The following is a 16334-nucleotide window of genomic DNA, read 5'->3' as shown; positions in this document are numbered from 1 at the left end:
TGCACCCCGCAATTGAAAAAGTAACGCTTCTTTCTGTCTTACTTGCTGGCGGTCCACCCTGCGCCGAACGCGGTGGATGCGGTTGCGCTCGTCGGCTTGGTGGGGGCTGCGGGGGTGGAGAGTGCCACGTTGATGCCAGGTGCAGTGATGTCGGTGTAGTACACGTTGGTATCGACAGAGCTCGTAGCGTACGCCTTGTTCCCCTGTGCATGGTAGGCGCCCACGGTATAGACGGTGCCGCCGGAATCGGTGTCGTAGGACATGCCCACGTTTGCAGAGGGTTTGAATGCGAGCTGGGTAGCGGCGGTGGCGCCGAAGGTGTATGTTCCTGCGGTACCATAGCCCCAGCCGTTGGTGACGGCGTAGGAGGTGCCTGCGGCGCACGCGAGGAGAGCGGCTACAGCTAAAATCTTTTTCATATCGAACTCCTTTATATTCTTTTTGTAAGTAATAATCAGGCTGATTATGCGGAACTAAACCTTATTCCGGATAGTGCTGGTTGTCGGCGTAGTAGGACTCGAGGGCGGTCTTCGAGTTCTTCAGGTCGCTCAGTGCGGCGGAGTTGTACGCCTTCTGGCGGTACGCGGAGAACTGCGGGATGGCGATTGCCGCCAGGATGCCGATGATCGCCACGACGATCAACAGCTCGATGAGCGTGAAGCCTTTGCTGCTTTTGAGTTTTCTTAACATGCGCTTCTCCTTTTGGTGATGTGATGGCGAGCCTGACGTGACTGCGACCACCTATTGAACATTAAAGTCTGAAATATCACCTAGCAATATGCACGCCAAACCGGAAAGGAGTAAAATCCGCCTCAAAAGGGGGAAAATAGGGGGTAAAGGGGCCACCAGAGGGGAGACGCGGGGGAGAGGTTGACAATTTACGTCGTCGAGGGGTGACGTTTTTCGTCACCTCAGTCGTCGTCCATGCCGAATTTTGCCAGACGGTAGCGGAAGGAGCGGAAGGTGAGCCCCAGCAGGGAAGCGGCGCGCTTTTTTACCCCGCCGCTGCGCTCCAGTGCCTGCACCAGCATGCGGTACTCCAGGGTGTCCAGGTACCCCTGCAGGTCCATCCCACCCTCCGGTATCTCGAAGGCCTCCGCGGCCGGGGGGGCAGCCTGGTAGTCGCGCACCTTGGCGGGAAGACACTCGGCCGTGATGACGCGGCTGCCGAGTACGACGCAGCGCTCCACCAGGTTCTCCAGTTCCCTCACGTTCCCTGGAAAGGGGTAGCTCATCAGGAGCTGCAGCGCCTGCGGGGTGATGATCTCCCCCGCTCCGGACCAGTGGGAGTACTTCCGGTAGAAATGCTCCACCAGCGGCAGGACGTCCTCCGTACGGTCCCGGAGCGCAGGCATCTTCACCTGCACGACGTTGAGGCGGTAGAAGAGGTCCTCGCGGAAGGAGCCGTCCTGCACCTGCTCCTCGAGGTTTCGGTTGGAGGCGGCAACGATCCTCACCTCCGCCTTCACCGACGAGGTCCCCCCCACGGGGCGGAATTCACGCTCCTGCAGGACCCGAAGAAGCTTCGTCTGCAACTGCAGCGGCACCTCCCCTATCTCGTCCAGAAAAAGGGTCCCGCCGTACGCCTGCTCGAAGAGGCCGGGGCGGTCGGAGATGGCGCCGGTAAAGGAGCCCCTGGCGTGCCCGAAGAGCTCGCTCTCGATGAGCGTCTCCGGGATGGCGCCGCAGTTCACGGCGAGGAAGGGGGCGCTTCTGCGCGGACTGTTGTAGTGGATCGCCTTTGCCGCGAGCTCTTTCCCGGTGCCGCTCTCCCCCTGGATGAGGATGTTGGCGGTGCTCCCGGCGACCTTCTCGATCAGCTCGTACACCTCCCGCATCTCCTTGCTTTTCCCGATCAGCCCGCTGAAGCTGAAGCGCTCCTGCACCTCCGCCTTCAGCCGCCGGTTCTCCTCCACAAGGGAGCGCTTCTCCAGTGCGTTGGCGACGAGGACCTTCACCTCCTCCACCCGGAACGGCTTCGCGATGTAGTCGTAGGCGCCGAGCTTCATCGCCTCCACCGCCTGCTCCGCTGTGGTGAAGGCGGTGATCATGAGGACCGCCGTCTCAGGGGAGCGGCTCTTGATGCGCTCGAGGAGGGCGATGCCGTCAAGCCCCGGCATGCTGACGTCTGAAATCACCAGGTCGTAGCTTTTGTCTTCCATCGAAAGGAGCGCCTCTTCGGCGCCGGAGGCCTGGTCGACAGTGTACCCCTCCCCTTCCAGGAGTATCGCCAGGAACTCCCGCATGCTCAGTTCGTCATCCACCACCAGAATCTTTGCGCTCATTTGCCCGCCCTTCCCTTCACAGCCGCGATGCCGCGGCGACAAACCTCTTTTCCCCTCAGGCGGGGAGATCTATCGTCACCGTCGTCCCCGTCCCGCGCGCGCTCTCCACGCTGATCCGCCCGTGGTGCGCCTCCACTATGCGGTACACGGTGGCAAGCCCGAGCCCGGTGCCGACCTGCTTCGTGGTGAAGAACGGCTCGAAGACGCGCTTCACCTCCTCCGCGTCCATCCCCGCCCCGTCATCCGTCACCCGGATCCGTACCAGGTTTCCCCCCTCCTCGCGCTGCGCCCCCGCCTGCACCACGATCCTCCCTCCGCCGCTCATTGCCTCCGCGCCGTTCACGAAGAGGTTCCAGAAGACCTGTTTGAGCTGGTCCCGGTCGGCCACGAGGGAGAGCGCCTCCGGCACCCGGTTCTCTATTGCTACCTTCTCGAGCCTGGGATCGCGGGAGAGGAGCGCGCAGAGGTCCGCCATAAGCTGTCGCAGCCCGAAGGGGGTCTTGTTCGGCGTGTTCGGGCGAGCATAGGCGAGGAACTCGCGCAGGAGGCCGTCCAGCCGGTCCGTCTCCCTGAGGATGATGGAGAAGAGCTTTCTGTCCTTCTCGTCGACCCAGTCCCTGAGCGCCACGAGCTGCACGGAGCCGCTTATGGCCGCGAGCGGATTGCGGATCTCGTGGGCGATGCGGGCGGAGAGCTCCCCCACCGCCGCGAGCCGGTCGGCACGCTTCAGCTCCAGGGAGAGGCGCTTCATCTCGGTGAGGTCGCGCAGGTCGAGGATGGCCCCCTGGTCATCCCCGTCTATTCCGACCAGGGGGACCGACTTGCAGGAGAGGACGAGACGGGTACCTGAGGGTGCGGTGTGCTCGCACTCCCCCTGGCTCACGCCGAAAAGCTCGGGGAGCCGCGCCGAGAGCCCCGGGAGGACCTCCGCCAGCGGACGGTCGTACGCCTCGAGCTGGGAGCACCCTGTGAGGATCTCGGCGTAGCGGTTGAAGACGCGAATGCGCCCCTCACGGTTTATGGTGAGGAGCGCACTGTCGATCGTGGAGACGATGGAGCTGTTCAGCCGCTCCAGCTCCTCGAAGTCGATGACCTTCTCCTTGAGTGCCGTCTCCGAGAGACGCGCGCGCTCCGAGAGGTGCCCCGCCAGGAAAGCCGTGAGGTAGAAGGCGGAGCTGTACAGAAAGATGAGGTAAAAGAGGTAGGAGGCGCCGAACTGCTGGGCCGGTATCTGGCTCAGCCCCAGCGGGGCGAGGCGTCCGTAGAACTGCAGGTCGAGTATGGAGCCGTGCAGGATGACGCACAGCGACGCGGTGTAGTACGCCTGCGAGCGGGCCAGAAGGACACTCGCGCTGATGATGCATAGAAAGAAGAGAAACGCGTACGGCGAACTCACCCCACCGGTGAGGAGGATCAGTACGGTGACGAGGATCACGTCCCAGACGATCTGTGCGTAGGTGAGGGTCCTGGTCACCCTGTCGGTAAGGGCGAGGGTGACCAGGGAAACGAGAGAGAAGAGATAGGTGGCGACGGTAAGCCGGACCAGGCCAGAGAGGGAGACGACGCTGTCCTGGAGGTCGAGGAAGATGGTGGAGACGAGGAATACGGAGATCGTCAGCACCCGGAAGAGGATGAACCAGCCTACTTTTCTCCTATCGAGCATGCATCAACCGCCCACCGTGCTCGCCAGCTTGAAGATCGGGAGATACATGGCGATGACGAGCCCCCCCACGGTCGTGCCGAGGAAGACCATGAGAAGAGGCTCCATCATGGCGGTCATGGCACCCACCGCATCGTCGACCTCATCATCGTAGAAGTCCGCGATCTTGTTCAGCATGGCGTCCATGGCACCGGTCGCCTCGCCGACTGCGATCATCTGCACGACCATCGGCGGGAAGACCCCGCTCTCCTGCAGCGGCTCCGCGATCGTCTTCCCCTCGGAGATCGACTGGCGCACCCGGTAGATCGCCTCCTCGACGATCTTGTTTCCGGCCGTCCTCGCCACGATGTCGAGGCCGTCCATGATCGGGACGCCGGAGCTTATCATCGTGCCGAGGGTCCTCGTGAACTTCGCCACCGCGACCTTGCGCACCAGGGGGCCGACGATCGGCGCGTTCAGGGCAAAGCGGTCGATGTTCTTCTTCCCGGCAGGGGTGGCGTAGTACTTCGAGATGCCGAACTTCAGCCCAAAGAGAGCTGCGATGATGACGACGAGGTACTTCGTGAGGAAGCCGGAGAGGGCGATGACGAACTTCGTCGGCGCGGGGAGGTCCCCGCCGAAGTCGGCGAACATCTTTGCAAAGGTCGGGATGACGAAGACGAGGATGACGCCGACGACGATGACCGCGATCGCCATGATGGTGGTCGGATAGACCATCGCCCCCTTCACCTGCTTCTTCAGCTTCATCGCCTTCTCGATGTAGGCGGCGAGCCGATTCAGGATCGTGTCGAGGATACCGCCGACCTCCCCTGCCGCCACCAGGTTCACGTAGAGCTGGTCGAAGGCCTTCGGATGCTTCGAGAGGGCGTCGGCGAAGGTGGAGCCGCTCTCCACGCTCTCCTTCACCTTCACGAGCACCTCCTTGAACGTCTTGTTTTCCTGCTGTCCCGAGAGGATGTCCAGGCACTGCACCAGCGGGAGGCCGGAGTCGATCATGGTGGCGAACTGCCTCGTAAAGACGACGAGCTCCTTCGTCTGGATCTTCTTCTGGCCGCTGCCGAACTTGATCTCGCGCCCGAGCCCCTTCCCCTCTTCCTTGATGGTAATGCCGGTGAAGCCGTAGCGCTTTAGTTGAGCCTCGACCTGCGCGCTGTTGGTGGCCTCCATGACCCCCTTCTGCACCGAACCGGCCTTGCTTCTCGCTTCCCAACTGAACTTGGGCATGAGCTTTTCTCCTTGAAAAGGTGGCTAGACGAAACACCCGTCCCTCCCCTGCCCCTCCGCTAGCGGAGGGGGGGCAGAGACTGCAACTGGCTGGACTGACGGAAAGCGGCAGGGGGGCTAGTCTGGCTCGAACTGCGATGTAGATGAATTCCCGATAGTACTGTACCACGACCGGCGCCACCCTTCAGTGACCGGGGGCACCATTGCACGCGGGGGACGCCCCCCGGAAAGATTCCCTACCTCATCGGCCGGCGCTGCCCCATGGCGGCCCCGCCGGGAGAGAGCATCTGCTTCAGCTCGTCCGGGTCGGGGGAGCGGGCGATGGCGTCATCGATGGAGATGTTCCGCTTCGCGAGGTGCGCCACGAGAGACTGGTTCATCGTCTGCATGCCGAACTTCTCCTGGCCGACCTGCATCTGGGAGTAGATCTGGTGCACCTTGTCCTCCCTGACGAGGTTCCTGATCGCCGGGTTCGGCACCATGACCTCCAGCGCCAGCGCACGCCCTCGGCCGTCGGAGCGCGGCACGAGCATCTGGGAGAGGACCCCCTCCAGGACGAAGGAGAGCTGGGTGCGCACCTGGGTCTGCTGGTAGGAGGGGAAGACGTCGATGATGCGGTTTATGGTCTGGGCGCACGAATTGGTGTGCAGCGTGGCGAAGCAGAGGTGCCCCGTCTCGGCGAGGGTGAGCGCCGCCTCGATCGTCTCCAGGTCGCGCAACTCGCCGACGAGGACGACGTCCGGGTCCTGGCGCAGCACGTACTTAAGCGCATGCTTGAAGCTCTTCGTGTCGGCCCCTACCTCGCGCTGGTTCACGATGCACCCCTTGTGCGGGTGCAGGTACTCGATCGGGTCCTCGATCGTCACGATGTGGTCGTGCCGGTCCGTGTTGATCTTGTCGATCATGGAGGCGAGTGTGGTGGACTTCCCGCTCCCCGTGGGGCCGGTGACGAGGATAAGGCCGCGCGGCTTCCCGCACAGCTCCGTTACCACCGGCGGCAGCCCCAGTTCCTCGAAGGAGAGGATCCGGTACGGGATGACCCTGAAGACCCCTGCCACCGCGCCGCGCTGGATGAAGATGTTGCCGCGGAAGCGGGAGAGCCCCTTTACCCCGAAAGAGAGGTCGAGCTCGTTCTCCTCCTCGAACTTGTGTTTCTGCGCGTCGGTGAGGATGCTGTAGCACAGCTGCTTCGTCTCGATGGCGTTCAGGGGGGGGATGTCCATCGGGGTGAGCTTCCCGTCGATGCGGATCTGCGGCGGCGTGTTCGTGGTGATGTGCAGGTCGGAGCCGCCCCGCTCCACGAGATCCTTCAGTAGCTGGTGAAAGTTGATCATCTAGTACCTCGCCTGTCAGTCGTCAGCCACGGTGACCCGCAGCACTTCCTCGAAGGAGGTGACCCCCTCCTTTAACTTCGTAAGCCCGGACTGGCGCATCGTCTTTATGCCGAGGCGCATGCTCTCCCTCTTTATCTCGGCGGTGTTGGCGCCGTTCAGGATGAGCTCCCGGATCGGCTCCAGCATCGGCATGACCTGGTAGAAGCCGACGCGCCCCTTGTAGCCGGTGCCGTTGCACACGGAACAGCCGCGCCCTTTGTAACAGACGAAGTCGGCCGCTTCCGCCGCGGGGACCCCTGCGTCCACGAGGGCCTGCACCGGGATCTCGTCCAGCTCCTTGCACTCGGAACAGACGCGCCGCGCGAGGCGCTGGGCGGTGATCAGGTTCACGGCGCTTGCCACCAGGAACGGCTCGATCCCCATGTTCAGGAGACGGTTGATGGTGGAGGGGGCGTCGTTTGTGTGCAGCGTCGAGAGGACGAGGTGGCCGGTTAGTGCGGCCTTCACCCCGATCTCCGCGGTCTCGAAGTCACGGATCTCGCCGATCATGATGATGTCAGGGTCCTGGCGCAGGAAGGCGCGCAGCGCGGAGGCGAAGTTGAGCCCTATGTCCTCGTGCATCTGCACCTGGTTGATACCTGCGAAGTTGAACTCCACCGGGTCCTCCGCGGTGGAGATGTTCTCCGTGACCTTGTTCAGCTCCGCAAGGGCCGAGTAGAGGGAGACGGTCTTTCCCGAGCCGGTCGGTCCGGTGACGAGCACCATCCCGAACGGCTTGTGGATCTCCCTCTGGAAGGAGGCGAGCGCGTCCGGCTCGTAACCGAGCTTCGTCATGTCGAGCTGCAGGTTCGACTTGTCCAGGAGTCGCAAAACGATCTTCTCGCCGAAGAGGGTCGGCAGCACCGAGACGCGGAAGTCCATGTCCTTCCCGCCGCCGAGCTTGATCTTTATCCTGCCGTCCTGGGGAAGGCGCCGCTCGGCGATGTCGAGCTCGCTCATGATCTTTATGCGGGAGGTGATGGCGTTTTTGAGCTTCATCGGCGGCTTCATGACCTCGTAGAGGACGCCGTCGATGCGGTAGCGCACCCGGAAGCTCTTCTCGTACGGCTCGATGTGAATATCGCTCGCCTTTTTCTTGATGGCGTCGGTGAGGATGAGGTTCACAAGCTTCACGACCGGCGCGTCCTCGACGGCGCGCTCCAGGGAGCCGAGATCGACCTCTTCCTCGTCCCCCACCACCTCGAACTCCTCCATCTCGAGGCTGTCCATGACGTCCGCCAGCGATGCGGACTGGTCGTAGAACTTGTCGATGGCGTTCTTGATGGCGCTCTCCGGCACCACCACCACCTCGACGTTGTACCCGGTCATGAACTTGATATCGTCGATGGCGAAGATGTTGGAGGGGTCGCTCATGGCGATGATGAGGGTCGACCCCGCCCTGTTCACCGGCACGATCTGGTACTTGTGGGCGATCTCGGCGGGGATCACCTTGATGACGCCGGGCTCCACCTCGTGGTCGGTGAGGTTCACCGTCGGGACCCCGTACTGCTTCGAGAGGAAGGAGGTGAGCTCCTCCTCGGTGATGAGGCCGTCCCGGATAAGGATGGAGCCGAGGCGCATCTGCCCCCCCGATGCCTTCTGCTCGGCGAGGGCCTGCTTCAGCTGATCCTTCGTGATCATATTGTGTCCGACCAGGAGCTCGCCCAGTCTGCTTATCTGCATAGTAACCTCAAGGCTTTTGACATCCTGTGAATACTATTTTGATTGTCGGACGATGTCAAGAGTTGCCGCCCCTATCCCCTCCAGGACGGCGCGCTTCATGCATCCGGCGGGAGGCTGTTGACCGGTCCAGATCGTGAAGGCGGCCTCCCCCTGCGCCACCAGCATCCCGATCCCGTTCGCCACGGGGAGCCCGACCCCCCTCCCCTGCTCCATGAGCGGAGTCTCCAGCGGGGCGTACACCATGTCGTAGATCGCCGCGTGCGGAGGGAGCCCCGTAAGCGCGAGGTCCCCGAAGGCGCTCCCCCCCATCCCCACCGAGGTCGTGTTCACCAGCAGGTCGAAGCCGGAGAGGAACCCGGCGTCCGAAAGGAGCGTAAAGGGGGCGCTCTGAAGGAGCGTTCCCGGGAGGTGCGGCGCCACGGAGGCGACCAGTTCCTCCCCCCGCTCCTTCGTGCGGTTTGCCACCACGACCCGTGCGGCGCCGGCAAGAGAGAGCGCGGCGACCGCACTGCGCGCCGCGCCGCCGGCCCCGAGCAGAAGGACCGAGCGCCCCGCCGGGTAGAAGCCGAATTCCCCCTCCAGCGCCCGCAAAAGACCGATCCCGTCCGTGTTGTACCCCGTGAGAAGACCGTCCCTGTTAAGGACCGTGTTCACCGCCCCGATCGCCCGCGCCTCCGGGGTTATCTCGTGCAGGAGCGGGAGGATCGCCACCTTGTGGGGGATCGTCACGTTGAACCCCCGCACCCCGAGTGCGGCGAGCCCCGCCACCCCCTGGGGGAGCGCCTCCGGCGCCACGGAGAAGGGGAGGTAGACCATATTCAACCCGAGCTCCCCGAATGCCGCGTTGTGCATGAGGGGGGAGAGGGAGTGGGAGACCGGGTAGCCGACGATCCCCGTGAGGGCTGTCCTGCCGTCTACCGTCACCGGCATGAGGCACCGTAGCGGGCAAGTATCTGGTCGATGTGCGGGGCGAGCTCCGGCGAGATCTCTTTCCCGAGGCACAGCTGCTGCGCGCCGGTCACCTGGGCTCCCCCTCCGGCCGAGAGGAGGATCTCCCCGGACTCCATGAGGGCGGCGGCGTAGATCTGGATCGCCTTCCCGGTGTCGAGGTCGCGGAAGAACATGTCGCTCGCACCGACTACACCGCGCTGCGTGTACAGCGCCCAGACCCCGGAGTCCGGGAGGGGGAGAGGCTGCGAGGCGGGGATCAGCTGGTACACGATGCCGTGCTGCAACGCCTGGTAGCCGGGGAGCGCGACGGAATACTTGGTGGAAAAGTCGATGAACACCGGCCGGCGCGGGAACTGCTCCGCCACCGCCACGAGGAGGGCGTCCTCAGGGGCTGTCTGGTCCACGAGGGAGCGCAGCCTGCTCCCCCGGAAGAGCGCCGGGAAGCCGTCCAGGTACCACTCGAAAACGAGGTGCGGGGTGTGCAGGAGGTCGAGGTCGTCGCGCATCCGCTCCACCCCTTGGATGTACCAGAGGGGAAAGGCGCCGCTGTCACCCCAGGTGAACATGACCGCCCCCTGCGGCAGGGAGCGCAGCGAGTTCTGCGCGTAATCGCTGGCGATGTAGTTCTCGTGCTGGTCGTTCTCCACGTAGTGCAAAAGGACGACCGAGAGGGGGAGGACGAAAAGAAGAGCGGAGAGCCCGAGCGCGGGGACCTTTCCCCGCACGCGGAAGGCGGAAAGGAGAAGGCGCAGGAGCCCGAAGAGGGCAAGCCCTATGACGACCGCGCTCAGGAGGTACAGCGGGGTGAAGAACTCCTCGGTGAGAAAGATGAGCTCCCCCGGCGTGTTGAAGTACCCTGCGATGATAAGGAGAAAGGTGAAGAGCGCGATCAGGTACGAAAGGACGATGTCCCTCTTCGTGCGAAAGAAGAAGACGAGCCCCGCGATGAGGAGCAAAAGCCCGACGACCGTGAACTCGTACTGGACGTTGAAGGCGTTTATCTGCGACCAGAGCAGCGAGAGGTCGCGCTGCGGCTTCTCGGTGGGGTACCCCTTGCGCAGCAGGTTCCAGAGGAACTGCGTCAGGTTCTTCGAGTCCCCCCAGTTGAGAAGCGGCTTCGCGAGCGCCCGCACGATCAGGTGCAGGTGGATGGAGAAGCCGAGGATCCCGAAGGAGAGCGCGATCAAAAACTCCTTCATCCTGAAGATAATGCGCCACTCCTTCGAGAGGAGGAGGAACGCGTACGCCGGGATCATGAGGACCATGATCTGGTGTGCGCCGGTCCCCAGTCCGCAGAGGAAGGCGCCGAGGTAGACGTAGGAGGGGCGCTCCTCCCCCGCGTCGAAGCTGTCGCGCCAGCGCAGCATGAGGTAGAAGACCGCGGCACAGATAAAGGAGAGGAGCGGATACGGCTTGTCGTGGTTCGACTGCAGCCACAACCGCGCGGTGCCGCAGAAGGCGAGCGCCGCCGCGAGCGCGGCAAGGGAGGTCACAAGAGGCGCCGGGACACCCTCCGGGAGCTCCTCGTCCTTCAGGAGGTGCTTCGTCACGAGATACACCCCGAAGCAGGCGAGCGCCGCGGAAACCGCGGTGGCGAAGTTCACCCGGAAGGCGATGGAGCCGAAGGGGAGCCAGGTGAAGGGGTGCGCGTAGTTTATAAAGAGCGGGTACCCCGGGGAGTGGGCGGTCCCCAGAGAGGCGACCGCGGTCAGGAACTCGCCGCTGTCAAAGAAGGTGACGGTGGGGGCCAGGGTCAGAAGGTAGATAAAGAGGGGGATGAGGAACGAGAGCGCGGCAAACGGCTCGATCCCGGCGCGCCGGAAGGTCTCTTTCACGCGGAGGCTCCTGTTTCATGTTCGGCATCTTCAGCTGCACTTAGCTTCTTCAGTGAGAGCTTGTCCCGCCAGAGGCAGAAAAGCCCGATCACGGTGACGGGGAAAAACCCCATGCCGTGCATGACAATGGCGACGCTAAGAGCGCGCTCCGGCGCCACGTCGAAGGCGGCGAGCGCGCTCACGCAGGCGTAGTGGTACGTCCCGACGAACCCGGGGGAGGAAGGGACCATGACGGCAAAAACGAGGAAAACCATGATGAACATGGAGACCGTGAGGGGAAAGTGCAGGTCGAAGGAGGCGAGGAGAAAGTCGAGCGGCCAGATTGCGGTCCCCCACACGAGGAGGGAGAGGGCGAAGATGGTGGCGATCTCCCGCGGCGAGGTGGAGAGCTGCAGCCCCTGTATGAACGATTCGGCCAGGTGCGCGAGTTTCTTTCCGAGCTTTGCGGGGGGAATCGCCGACAGGGTCCGTACCGCGAGCGCCGGCTTCTTCTTCAGGACCGCCAGAATCGCCAGCGCCGTCAGGTACACCGCAAGGGTGATGTAGCCGCCGGTGGCGAGCCCTTCCTGCATGTGCTCCTTCCCCGCCGGGAGGCGCACGGTGAAGAAGGTCACCAGAAGGACCAGGAGCATGGTGAAGCCGTCCCAGAGGCGATCCACCACCAGTGTCCCGAAGACCGCACTCGTCTTTAGCTCCTCTTTCTGCGCCAGGGAGTAGGCGCGCACGAACTCCCCGAGCCGGGCCGGAAGGAGGTTATTCGCCATGTACCCAATGAGGGTGGAGGGAAAGAGGTTGGAGAGCCTCGTCTTCTTTATCGGCAAAAGGAGATACTTCCAGCGCAGCGCGCGGAAGAAGTAGCTCACCATGGTGAGAAGAAGAGCCGGCAGGAGGAAGCGGTAATCCATCTGGCGGAAGGCGGCGACGAGCTTTCCAGGCTCGATCTGGCGGCCGAGGAGAAAGAGGAAAAAGCCGCTGATCGCGATACCCAGCCAGAGTTTCTTATCAAATACGTGTTTCAAACGTGCAATGCTCCGAGGTTGGGGGAGCGCAGGAGGCTCCCGGGTTGCAGGATGCGGATGTTCTGTTCGTGCCGGTCGGACTGGTCGGACTGGTCTCAGGGAGCGCGCAACCCTTCAGCACGTCTCCGCGGTATGGCAGTCGATGAGGGTCGCACTCTCCAGGAGTTCGCGGCAGTGCTCCACGTCCTGGGCGATCGCCTGGCGCAGGGCGTCCACTCCGGGAAAGCGTTTCTCCCCGCGCACCCTGTCGATGAAGTAGACGCAGATCGTCTCCCCGTAGATGTCCCGGTCGAAGTCGAAGAGGAATACTTCCATGGAGAGTTTCGCGTTGGCGAAGGTAGGGTTCGTCCCCACGTTGCAGGCGCCGTCGAAGAGCTCGTCGCCGAGGCGCACCTTCACCGCGTACACCCCGGCGCAGGGGACGAGGTCCTTCTCCGTCTTCAGGTTCGCGGTGGGGTAGCCGAGGGTTCTGCCGCGGTGGAAGCCGTGCACCACCTCCCCGGCCATGCAGTAGTGCCTCCCGAGAATCGCCACCACCCCCTTCACGTCCCCGTGCTCCACCATGCGGCGCACCGCGGTGGAGCTGTACACGATCGTCCCGTTGGAGACGGGGTTCAGCAGTTCCACCGAGAAGTTGTGGCGCTCCCCGAGGAGGCGCAGGAGCTCAGGCTCCCCTTCCCGGCCGCGCCCAAAGGCGTAGTCGTACCCGATCACCAGGAGCTCGACCCCGATCCTTCCGACCAGTACCTCCTCCACGAAAACCCGGGCGGGCGTCGCAGCGAAGGCGGCGTCAAAGGGGATCTCCAGGAGGTAGTCGATCTCCGAGGCGGCGATGAGGGCTGCCTTTTCGGCGGGGGTGGTAATGAGTTTCAGCGGCACTCCGGGGGAGAGAACCTGCAACGGGTGCGGAACGAAGGTGATCACCACCGAGACCCCGCCGCGCCTTTGCGCCTCCTCCCTCACCCGGGAGAGGACCTGGCGGTGCCCGAGGTGCACGCCGTCGAAGTTGCCGATGGTGACGACCGGGTGCGGCAGCCCGGCCGGTAAGTCGCTTATCTGCCTGTAGATGATCATGACAACGCCACTTTACCTCTCGAAGGGGCTCTCCACCCTCCCGCTGCCGGCGGGGCGCTCCCCGCCGCCAGAATCACTCCTGCACCACGGCAGGCTGCCGCTTCTTGCCGAAGAGGAGTGCCACCCAGACGCTCACCTCGTACATGAGGTACAAAGGGATCATGATCACGAACATGGTGATCAGGTCGGCGTGGAAGGCGGCGATGATCGAGCTCGCCAGGAGTGCGTACTTGCGCCGCGTGGCGAGCATCTGGTAGTTCACGATGCCGAAGCGGGCAAGGAGGAAGGAGAGAATCGGCAGCTCGAAGATGAGCCCGAAAACGAGAATGAGCCTTAAGCAGAAATTGATGTAGGCGGAGAGGTTGAACCAGCTCTGCAGCCCGGCCGCCTCGTAGGAGAGGGAAAAGTTGATGATGACCGGCCAGATGACGATCAGGAAGAAGCCTCCCCCCAGGAGAAAGCTGAAGGAGGTGGCGGTCACGAAGGGGACGACGAGCTTTCTCTCCTTCCTGGTCAGCCCCGGCGCCACGAAGAGCCAGATCTGGTGGAAAATCACCGGAAGGACGAGGACGAACCCCGCCAGCATGGAGAGCTTGCACTGGACGAAAAACGGCTCCAGCGGAGCGCTGTAGTTCAGCTTCCTCTTCTCCGGTGTCGCGTTCACCTCGTCCGCCAGCTTGTAATGCTGGTACACCGCGGGGAAACGGGTGCGCACCTCGCCGTAGATGATCTTCTTCACATTGGTGAGGTAGGTCTCCCCGGTAAGGGGGCGTTCCACCAGGTCGAGGAGGTTGTCCGAGAAGTTCCAGCACACCCCCATCCCTATCACCAGCGCCACGGTGCACACGATGAGCCGCTTGCGCAGCTCTATGAGGTGCTCCATAAAGGGGAGAACCTTTTCATCACTCATTACTTATCCCTTCTCCTTGAGGAGCCGACAGTCTGCCCTTATAGCACAGCGCCCCGCGAAAACTCAAGCAGCTTTCAGCGCCGCCTCGACTTCGGGCGCTTCCCCTTGATCGCTACCCGCGGATAGCTTTCGGAAACGGTGCGCGAAACGGCGCCGCGCTCCTCCAGCGTCTCCACGAGGGCAAACTCCACCTGGCGGGCGAGCTCGCGCACGCCGGCCACCCGTACCCGCACCTTGTCCGCGATGCGGTACATGACGCGGCTGTGCTGACCGACGAGGGCGTGGCTCTTCTCCATGTGCAGGTAGTAGTCGACAGGAAGGGTGGTGACCGGCACCATCCCCTCCACGAAGAGATCGACCAGTTCCACGAAGATGCCGAAGGGGGCGACCCCGGTGATGAACCCCTCGTACTCCTCTCCCACCTTGTCCCTCATGAACTGCATCTTCTTCAGGTCCACCATCTCCCGCTCCGCCTCCATGGCGATCCGCTCGCGGCGGCTGGTGTGCAGCGCCACGTCGTCGAGGCGCCCGGCGAGACGGGTGCGCTCCCCCTCCTTCAGGGGGGCGGAGAGGAGGCGCCTCAGGATGCGGTGCACCACGAGGTCGGGGTAGCGCCTGATGGGGGAGGTGAAATGGGTGTAGCAGGGGGCGGCGAGGCCGAAGTGCCCGAGGTTCTCCGCGCTGTAGCGCGCCTGCTTCATGCAGCGCAGGAGGACCTCGTTTATGAGGCGCTCCTCGGGCTTACCCTCCACCTCGGAGAGCAGCCTCTGCAGCTCCTTCGGGGCGACCTTCTCCTCCTCCACCTTCAATGTGTAGCCAAAAGAGAAGACGAACTCGGCGAGATCCACGAGCTTCGCCGGGTCGGGGTTTTCGTGGACGCGGTACAACGACGGGCTCCCCTGTCTCTCGATGAAGGTGGCCACCGCCTCGTTCGCCGCGAGCATGAACTCCTCGATGATGCGGTGGGCGAAGTTTCTTTCGGCGCGCACGATCGCTGTCGTCTCCCCCTGCAGGTCGATGATGATCTGGGGCTCCGGGAGGTCGAAGTCGATGGAGCCGCGCCCCTGCCGCCTCCCGTTCAGCTTCAGGGCGAGCTCCTTCATGAGGTTCAGATCCGCCACCAGATCCTCGTGGGCGGCGATCGCCTCCGGCTCTTCGTCCACCACGATCCGCTTCACGATCGTGTAGGTGAGGCGCGCGTCGCTTCTGATGACGCTCGGGTAGAAGCTCGAGGAGACGGGGGCGCCCCCCTCGTCGAAGAGGATCTCAGCCGTCATGGTGAGGCGGTCGACCTGGGGGTTCAGGGAGCAGATCCCGTTGGAGAGCTCCTCCGGGAGCATAGGGATGCAGCGGTCCGGGAAGTAGACGCTCGTGCCGCGCTGGTAGGCGTCGAGGTCGAGCTTCGACCCCTCCGTGACGTAGTGGGAGACGTCGGCGATGGAGACGAAGAGGCGGAGGCCGCTCCCCTCTCGCACCACGGAGACCGCGTCGTCGAAGTCGCGCGCGGTCTCCCCGTCGATGGTGACGGTGCGCCGCTCCCGCAGATCGGTCCTCCCTGCGAGCATATCCTCCGACACCCGCTGCGGGGCCTTCGCCGCCTCGGCGAGTGCCCCGTCGGAGAAGGCGTAGGGGAGCTCGAACTTGCGCACCACCGTCATGACCTCCACCTCGGGGTCGGAGGGGTGTCCGAGCACCTCCACGATCTTTCCGGACATCCCGGAGTGGGGGGTGGGGTAGGAGACGATCTCCGCCACGACCGTCTCCCCTGTGAGGGCGTTTCCGGCAGCGCCGGGGGGGATGAAGACGTCGCGACCGAGGCGGTCGTCGTCGGGGATGACTCTGCCCCCCCGCCCGGCCGCCTCGTAGCGGCCGACGACGCTGGTGACGCCGCGCTTCACGAGGGCGGTGACCCGCCCCTCCCTCTTGCCGTCGCGGCGGGTGGAGACGACCTGCGCCTCCACGGTGTCGCCGCTTAAAGAGTCGCGCAGGTAGCGGGCGGGAATGAAGAGGTCGTCCCCCCCGTCCTCGGGGACCACGAAGCCGTACCCTTCCCGGTGGCACACGAGCTTCCCGCGCACCGTGCCCCCTGCGCCGGCGAGGGAATAGAGCCGCCCGGGGAGACGCACCACGTCACCGCGATAGACCATATCGTCAAGGAGGGACTCCAGCCGCGGGCGCTGGTGCTTCGGCACGGCGAGCACCTTCAGGATCTCCCGGAACTGCAGCGCGTCCCTCCTCCCCTTTAACAGTTTCAGCACGACGTTTTTGTCGATGCGCATGGTAAACCTCCGGATGGAATCGGCAACTTTGAGGCTCGCCC

13 protein-coding genes are annotated in these 16334 nt (G+C 63.8%); all 13 read right to left on the bottom strand.

Annotated elements, in window-relative coordinates; all coding sequences use genetic code 11:
• Positions 1–38: 38 nt before the first annotated feature.
• Positions 39–419, bottom strand: a complete 381-nt coding sequence (locus LPW11_RS17670) for a hypothetical protein (protein ID WP_230995195.1) — start codon at positions 417–419, stop codon at positions 39–41.
• 61 nt (positions 420–480) lie between these two features.
• Complete coding sequence (locus LPW11_RS17665) at positions 481–690, bottom strand: type IV pilin protein (protein ID WP_230995194.1); 210 nt, start codon at positions 688–690, stop codon at positions 481–483.
• Between the two features lie 221 nt (positions 691–911).
• Positions 912–2285: a sigma-54-dependent transcriptional regulator gene (locus LPW11_RS17660; protein ID WP_230995193.1), complete on the bottom strand. Its 1374-nt coding sequence runs from the start codon at positions 2283–2285 to the stop codon at positions 912–914.
• Positions 2286–2340: 55 nt separating this feature from the next.
• On the bottom strand, positions 2341–3948 hold the full coding sequence (locus LPW11_RS17655; RefSeq protein WP_230995192.1) for a two-component system sensor histidine kinase NtrB: 1608 nt from the start codon (positions 3946–3948) through the stop codon (positions 2341–2343).
• 3 nt (positions 3949–3951) lie between these two features.
• Positions 3952–5169: a type II secretion system F family protein gene (locus tag LPW11_RS17650; RefSeq protein ID WP_230995191.1), complete on the bottom strand. Its 1218-nt coding sequence runs from the start codon at positions 5167–5169 to the stop codon at positions 3952–3954.
• 236 nt (positions 5170–5405) lie between these two features.
• Positions 5406–6503: a type IV pilus twitching motility protein PilT gene (locus LPW11_RS17645; protein ID WP_230995190.1), complete on the bottom strand. Its 1098-nt coding sequence runs from the start codon at positions 6501–6503 to the stop codon at positions 5406–5408.
• 15 nt (positions 6504–6518) lie between these two features.
• Positions 6519–8225, bottom strand: coding sequence for a type IV-A pilus assembly ATPase PilB (gene pilB / locus LPW11_RS17640; RefSeq protein WP_230995189.1), 1707 nt, complete (start codon positions 8223–8225; stop codon positions 6519–6521).
• Between the two features lie 33 nt (positions 8226–8258).
• Positions 8259–9149, bottom strand: a complete 891-nt coding sequence (locus LPW11_RS17635; RefSeq protein WP_230998315.1) for a shikimate dehydrogenase — start codon at positions 9147–9149, stop codon at positions 8259–8261.
• Positions 9146–11011, bottom strand: a complete 1866-nt coding sequence (locus LPW11_RS17630) for a glycosyltransferase family 117 protein (RefSeq protein WP_230995188.1) — start codon at positions 11009–11011, stop codon at positions 9146–9148. Before LPW11_RS17630 ends, LPW11_RS17635 begins: the two co-directional genes overlap by 4 nt.
• Positions 11008–12030 (bottom strand): lysylphosphatidylglycerol synthase transmembrane domain-containing protein, encoded by a 1023-nt coding sequence (locus tag LPW11_RS17625; RefSeq protein WP_230995187.1) that lies wholly within the window; start codon positions 12028–12030, stop codon positions 11008–11010. Before LPW11_RS17625 ends, LPW11_RS17630 begins: the two co-directional genes overlap by 4 nt.
• Before the next feature lie 114 nt (positions 12031–12144).
• Complete coding sequence (locus LPW11_RS17620) at positions 12145–13104, bottom strand: bifunctional riboflavin kinase/FAD synthetase (protein ID WP_230995186.1); 960 nt, start codon at positions 13102–13104, stop codon at positions 12145–12147.
• Positions 13105–13177: 73 nt separating this feature from the next.
• Positions 13178–14014 carry a twin-arginine translocase subunit TatC gene (gene tatC / locus LPW11_RS17615; RefSeq protein WP_230995185.1) on the bottom strand — a complete coding sequence of 279 codons (837 nt, stop codon included), beginning with the start codon at positions 14012–14014 and terminating at the stop codon, positions 13178–13180.
• Positions 14015–14088: 74 nt separating this feature from the next.
• Positions 14089–16293 carry a ribonuclease R gene (rnr, locus tag LPW11_RS17610; RefSeq protein WP_230995184.1) on the bottom strand — a complete coding sequence of 735 codons (2205 nt, stop codon included), beginning with the start codon at positions 16291–16293 and terminating at the stop codon, positions 14089–14091.
• Positions 16294–16334: the final 41 nt, after the last annotated feature.

This window comes from Geomonas sp. RF6, from assembly GCF_021044625.1.
Lineage (GTDB): Bacteria > Desulfobacterota > Desulfuromonadia > Geobacterales > Geobacteraceae > RF6.
This window is presented reverse-complemented; position numbering and strand designations above follow the sequence as displayed.